The following is a 1,317-nucleotide window of genomic DNA, read 5'->3' as shown; positions in this document are numbered from 1 at the left end:
GGGACTATTCTGAATTTTGTGCTCTGGCGTGTTAGCTCTCGGATGAGGAGACCCGCGTATGAGCATCGACAAAGACCTTTTGGACCAACTAATGGAAGGTCGGCAACCCGGCGACCTGTTCGGCAAGGACGGGATTCTGCAGGAGCTGACGAAGGCACTGGCAGAACGCGCCTTGAGCACCGAACTGGACGCGCATCTGAGCGAGGAACGTTCCGATGCGCCGCCTGAAGGTTCGAACCAGCCGGCAAATAGGCGCAATGGCAGCAGCCAAAAGACGGTGACAATGGACAGCGGGAAGGTCATTCTAGACATTCCGCGCGACCGCAACGGCAGCTTCGACCCTCTGTTGATCCCCAAGTATCAGCGACGTTTTCGGGAGTTCGATACCAAGATTATCAGCATGTACGCCCGCGGCATGACGACCCGGGAAATCCAGGGTCATATCGAAGAGATCTATGGCGTCGAAACTTCGCCAAGCCTGATTTCGGCGATCACCGACGCGGTCATGGACGAGGTCACTTCCTGGCAGAACCGGCCGTTGGAGCCGTGCTATCCGGTCGTCTTCATGGATGCGATCCGGGTCAACATCCGCAGCGATGGAGCCGTCAGCAACAAGGCGGTCTTCGTCGCCCTGGCGATCCTGCCGGACGGGACGCGGGACGTTCTGGGCCTGTGGTTCCAGGCCAATGAGGGTGCCAAGTTCTGGGCCAAGGTGCTGAACGACCTGCGCAATCGGGGCGTCCAGGACATTCTGATTGCTGTCGTTGATGGGCTCAAGGGCTTTCCCCAGGCCATCGAGGCGGCTTTCCCAAAAACCCAGATCCAAACCTGTATTGTCCACCTCCTGCGCCACTCAATGAGCTTCGCCAGCTACAAGGACCGCAAGGCCGTGGCGAAGGCTCTAAAGGCTGTCTACACTGCTGTCGATGCCGCGGCTGCAGAGGTCGCGCTGACCGAGTTTGAGGAAAGCGATCTGGCCGCAAAATACCCAGCGATCGGCCCAAGCTGGCGGCGGGCCTGGAACGAGGTGATCCCATTCCTCGACTATCCACCCGAGGTTCGTAGGCTGATTTACACCACGAATGCCATTGAAGCGCTGAACTCGAAAATCCGCCGGGCCGTCCGAACAAGGGGCCACTTCCCGAGTGACGATGCGGCAGCGAAATTGATCTATCTAGCGCTGAATGCTACGTCTCAGGAATGGAAGCGTTCCGTGCGTGAATGGCATGCCGTGAAAAGCCAGCTTGCAATCATGTTCGAAGACCGCTTCCCAATGGCGTAATCAAAGCGCCAGGGCACAAAAATCTGCACAGTCTC

General features: G+C 58.1%; 1 protein-coding gene. It reads left to right on the top strand.

All coding sequences use genetic code 11. The annotated features are described in order from the left end of the window. The first annotated feature begins 58 nt into the window (after window positions 1–58). Entirely contained in the window at window positions 59–1,282 is a 1,224-nt protein-coding gene (locus F0155_RS23120; protein WP_150526920.1) for an IS256 family transposase, read from the top strand. Window positions 1,283–1,317 lie beyond the last annotated feature (35 nt).

Source organism: Roseibium sediminis (assembly GCF_008711325.1).
In the GTDB taxonomy this organism is placed as follows: domain Bacteria; phylum Pseudomonadota; class Alphaproteobacteria; order Rhizobiales; family Stappiaceae; genus Roseibium; species Roseibium sediminis.
The sequence above is the reverse complement of the archived record's forward strand: the minus strand, read 5'-3'. Positions and strand labels throughout refer to the sequence as shown.

What these genes read in the sequence shown, in the direction of transcription:
- F0155_RS23120 (WP_150526920.1), top strand. Translation starts at nt 59, where the DNA reads ATGAGCATCGACAAAGACCTTTTGGACCAACTAATGGAAGGTCGGCAA.